The organism is Anabaenopsis tanganyikae CS-531, assembly GCF_029891675.1.
GTDB lineage: Bacteria > Cyanobacteriota > Cyanobacteriia > Cyanobacteriales > Nostocaceae > Anabaenopsis > Anabaenopsis arnoldii.
In genome coordinates, this window is the sequence record NZ_JANQDF010000069.1 from 1 (window position 1) to 5,152 (window position 5,152).

At 43.1% G+C, this 5,152-nt stretch carries 1 protein-coding gene and 1 pseudogene; one reads left to right on the forward strand and one right to left on the reverse strand.

Annotated features, from left to right (window positions below; genetic code table 11):
- Positions 1–859 (forward strand): annotated as a pseudogene (locus NWP22_RS07250) (ATP-binding protein); the annotation flags it as partial.
- A gap of 576 nt (positions 860–1,435) precedes the next feature.
- On the opposite strand, the gene NWP22_RS07255 reads toward NWP22_RS07250, so the two are convergent.
- Positions 1,436–4,762, reverse strand: coding sequence for a Swt1 family HEPN domain-containing protein (locus NWP22_RS07255; protein WP_280801680.1), 3,327 nt, complete (start codon positions 4,760–4,762; stop codon positions 1,436–1,438).
- Positions 4,763–5,152 lie beyond the last annotated feature (390 nt).

Consider the following 5,152-nt stretch of genomic DNA (forward strand, 5'->3'; position numbering starts at 1 on the left):
ACCAGAAGCAATAGAAACAGCTTATGATTTAACGCAAGGACAACCTTGGTTGGTGAATGCTTTAGCTAAAGAAGTTGTAGAAAAAATGGTAAAAGATAGAAGTATTGCTATTACAAAAGAACATATTTTAACGGCTAAGGAGATATTAATTGCTCGTCAAGATACTCATTTAGATAGTTTAGCGGAAAGGTTAAGAGAACCAAGAATAAAAGCAATTATTGAACCAATGTTAGCAGGTTTAGAATTAGGGAATATACCTAATGATGATATTCAATTTGTGATGGATTTAGGATTATGTAAAATGCACCCTTATGGAGGATTAACTATTGCTAATCCCATTTATCGGGAAGTGTTACCCAGAGTTTTAACTGTGACACCAATGGCATCCTTACCCATAATTGCACCTACTTGGTTAACATCAGAGGGGGAATTAAATATTGATGCTTTATTAAGTGCATTTCTGAAGTTTTGGCGACAACATGGAGAACCATTATTAGGTAGCACAGGTTATCATGAAATTGCGCCGCATATTGTATTAATGGCTTTTTTGCATCGTGTGATTAATGGTGGAGGGGTTTTAGAAAGGGAATATGCGATCGGTAGTGATAGAATGGATTTATGTTTGCGTTATAAAGATGTTATTTTAGGGATTGAATTGAAAGTGTGGAGGGATAAAAAAGGCGATCCGCAAGGTGATGGAATTGAACAGTTAGAATCTTATTTAGGGCGTTTGGGTTTAGATTTTGGTTGGTTATTTATCTTTGATAGGCGGAAAAATGCCTTACCAATGGAAGAAAGGTTATCAACTGAAGTTGTGGTGACGGAAAATCAATATAGAATTACTGTGATTAGAGCTTGAGTGTTGGCAAAACTCACTGTTTTTAGCAGAAATAAATGGTATGATTAAATTAATATTAAAATTAATAAAAATGCCCTCGTCACATCATGAATTACAGAGACTATATCACAATTGAACCCAATAAGGGATTATAGGTAATTGTGGCGAGATGTGGTAATAATCCCCTGACCTTTAAGAGTACCTGGTTTCAATCCCTGATAGGGATTATAGGTAATTGTGGCTTATAATAAAATTTACCACAGTATATGGCTGCATATTACTATGGGTTTCAATCCCTGATAGGGATTATAGGTAATTGTGGCTGCCCACCCAGGAAAGCATTGATATATTTGGTTTTCAAGGTTCTGATCCGTCAACCTGGAGATAATATAACTTTTCAGATATCCTGGTGTCAAGAGTAGCATCAAAAAAAATCCATCAAACCTTTATCTGGTAAGACTTGCCGAGAATGCGTCAACCTCAAAACCACTAAAAACACTGGAAACTTAGACTATACAAAGGTTCTGATGCGGGAAATTGTCAATCTGATTTTGACACCTACTGGTTGACGCACAAGAGCAGCCAAGAGCGGTTTTGTTACTCCTCCTCAAAATTGTAAGTTTTAAACTTGAGACTCCGGCAATTTTCGGTGACGGTGCGAATTACATTCTCTGGGATTCCATCAGGTAATTGCACTTGAATATCTAGAGTGACTTGGATATCTGCACCGACTAAACCCCCCAGATGTTGGACAATTTCGCTAGTTACTTGTTCAGCATCCCGAATGACCCGCTGGGGGTCTAAATTGACGGAGCCATAAAAACGCCGCAGTTTTGGAGGGGGTGGGGAAGGGGTGTATTCTGTTACCGGTTCTTTTACTGATTTAGTAGAATTACTGGGGTTAATATTAGTTGGGTTTGGAGTTGGTGGGGTTGGGGGTTGTAGTACAGCTGTATCTTGCTGTAGTTGCTGCTCTGCAACCTCGGCTTTAACTAACCAACTTTGGCTGCTGAGGGTAGCTGTAATCCCTTCACAGGCTTTTAACCCTAAATAGCGTCCCTTAGCTTGATCGTAGCCGCTGGCGTAGGCGAAGTATTCTTTCCACAGTAAGGCTGCTACTCCTTCTTGAACAGCATTGAGTAACACTTGTTCATCTTTGAGGCGGGGTAGATAGAGATATTGGGTAAAGTATTTCCACAGTGTTTTTAAGTCAACATGATCGGCGTTAGACCAGATATAAGAGTCAAGGATTTCTAGACGCAGACGGGAAGGGGAATACTTAAGTATGAGTTGTTCTTCGTGAAGAAATCTCCGACTAGCCCGAATAATGAAAGAATCTTGCCCAGGAATGCGAATTTCTTCCCAAGTTATGGGCTTGTGCGCATCTGGTTGATGGGGAATTAACAGCCATTGATAAGTGTCTTGAAGTAACAGATTGACATTTTTATTAGTTTCCTCTTGCTTTTGTTGAGCTTGATTGGTTTGGGAAACATCTAAGTTTAAAGAGTCTTTTTCTTTAACAATAGAATCCCAGGCTAAAAATTGACAAACATGCTGGACTAAATTATCTAGTTTAGTTTTATCCACCACCAGAAATAAGAGCAAATTCTTACAATAACGGGGACTAGCGCCTTTATAAGAGAGAATTTCTGTCACTTTTTCTAAGGCTGGGCTATCCTTAGCTTTGCTGCTGTGGCTATACTGGGGAGCTAAGACGACTAACCGCACGCCCATGTTTTCTTCATCGGGAACATCAGCGCTAGAATTGGGGGCTATATGCACCCCTGCAAATTCACCCCGCTCTTTATCGGTTCTCAGTCTGCTGATAATTTCTTCCCAAACTCGGTGTATGTCTTCGCTGATTTGTTGAGCGCGGTCTTGCGCGGTGCGGGTGACGTTGGGTTGGGTAGATATCCAATAACGATTACCGTCACTGACATATATATAGGTAGCTTGGTCGCTCAGACGGCGCAGAGCGTCTCCAAAGATGGCTACACTTTCACCGGGGTGGACACAACCGAGTTTAATTCTGCGGTCTTCTAAACCTCGGTTTGCTGCTTGTAAGGTGGGGGCGGAACCTAGGTAAATTGTGCGGGTAACACGGCGACAGGCGGAGTATTTCCCTAGGTTGGTGTTTTGAGCTTCTAAAAGCATGGGGAGGGAGTTGGTCCCATCGACATCTTTTTCAATTACTGGAACCCAGGAATCTTCTAGGTAACGGGTGAGTTCTGACTGTATTTGACTTTCCCCCATGGGAATATTGGCTGGTAATATCATTAAGGAGCGATCGCCTTGTTCCCAGAGTACAGTAATGACTTTAGCCATGAGTCGTAATACTCCGCGGGTGCGTTGGAATTTATCTAAGCTAGACCAGTCGTTATAGAGACGGTCAAATAATTCTGGATGAATGGGATAGGCTTGTTTTAAGCGGCGTTCATAGTCAGCTTCTCGACATTCTAGGGGAAATTCCTGGGGTTGATTGCGGTACATTTCGCTAAAAGCGCGTACGACAGCATCACGAGCTACGAATAAGTTAGGGTCTGTGAGGTTTTGAAATAAACGACGACGAACAATCTCAAAACTTTCTTCGGCGCTAGCAGGTCGCCAAGGAGACTCAACCCGACCAATGGCATTTTTTAAGCGGTTGAGGGCTTCTCTACCTTTTTCGCCGCCAACTTCAATATCAGAAGAGGGTATACTGACTACTAATAAGGTGCGGTCTGCATTCTTAGCGGACTCGCTGAGGGTTTGGGCAAAGGTGAAATGGGTGTCAAAACTGCCACCGGGTAAGATATTATCATCATGGAGTTGTCGCCCATAGGCTACCCACTCATCAATGAGAATTAAACAGGGAGCATAGCGGTTAAATAAATCTTTGAGAATATCGCCGGGGTTAGTAGCGGTTTCGTCTGTTTCCCGCAACATTTCGTAACCTTCTTTACCGCCCAATTGCCAAGCTATTTCTCCCCAAAGGGTTCTGACGACTGTACCATCTGTTTTTGTGTCTGGTTTACCGGGGCGTATTTTGTTACCTACTATCACCGCAGTTTTCACATTTTCTGGTAACTCTGACATCCCGGCGGTGGTTAAAACTGGTTCCAATTCCGGTAGGTCTTTGAGAGGAACACCAAAGCACAGATGATATAATGCCAGCAGAGCGTGGGTCTTACCCCCACCGAAATTAGTTTGTAATTCAATTACTGGGTCACCACCCTGGCCAGAGAATCGCTGTAAGGCGTTCAGCAGCAGTTGTTTAAGTCCTTCGGTTAAATAGGTGCGGCGAAAAAATTCTGTAGGTAAGCGGTACTCGTCGGAACCTTCATCTAGGTAAACTTGCCAAAGATCCGCGGCAAATTCTGCTTCTTGGTAGCGACCGGAAGCAACATCTGGGTGGGGGGTGACTATTTCTCGCCAGGGTTTGAAACCGCTAACGGGATGGGTTTCTACGGAAGTTGCTGCGGCTTTGCGGGTTTCCCTGCGCGCTTGTTCTTCAAAGCGGATGCGTAGGAGTTCTTGTTTTTGCTTTTCTACGTCATCGGCTTCTGATGCGCAAATGGCGGTCAAAAGACGGTTAATACTATCTAAGGCGCGGTAGGTATCATCTGTGGAGAATGGCTGATTGTGGGCCCAGGCGTTACGGGTGAGCATTAATTCACTCACTAAGCTTCTTTCGGCTTTACCCAGAGTTTGGTTAAATACTTCGTTCCACTGATTCCACATGACTTTGAGGACTTCTGCTACATCCTGCTTGAGCATTTGAGCCACGGGGCGGCGTAGGGTGCGGTCTTCGGAAACGAAGGGAGTAGCAGCAACTACCCACTTATCACCATATTTTGCGCCCATTTCCCTTTCTAAAAAGGGATACAAGCCTTTTTGTAGTAAATCTAAGGCTCTGCCTATTCGTTCGCGGTTGTTGATGGTCATTGTTGGTGTTTACTTAGTATAACTGTTAATTTCTATTTTTGTCAATGACAAGTTATACCCCAAGGTTAAAGGTCTGGTGACGGCTGGGGGTAAGGTCTGGAAATGCTGTTAAGTTTTAGCTATAAGCTAGCACTGGATATTAAACCAATATATAGTATATTTTGCAACTGTTGCAATGGGCTAGTGTGCCAGGGGTTTAAAACCCCTGTCTGAAAGCTGAAGTCGGATGAATCCGACTAGGAAATCATGTATAGCAACGGACATATTGGTTAGGACATCATCATTATGGTTTTAAGGGAACAGGGAACAGGGAACAGGGAACAGGGAATAGTGAGTAGGGAATAGTGAGTAGGGAATAGGGAATAGGGGATAGGGGATAGGGAATAGTGA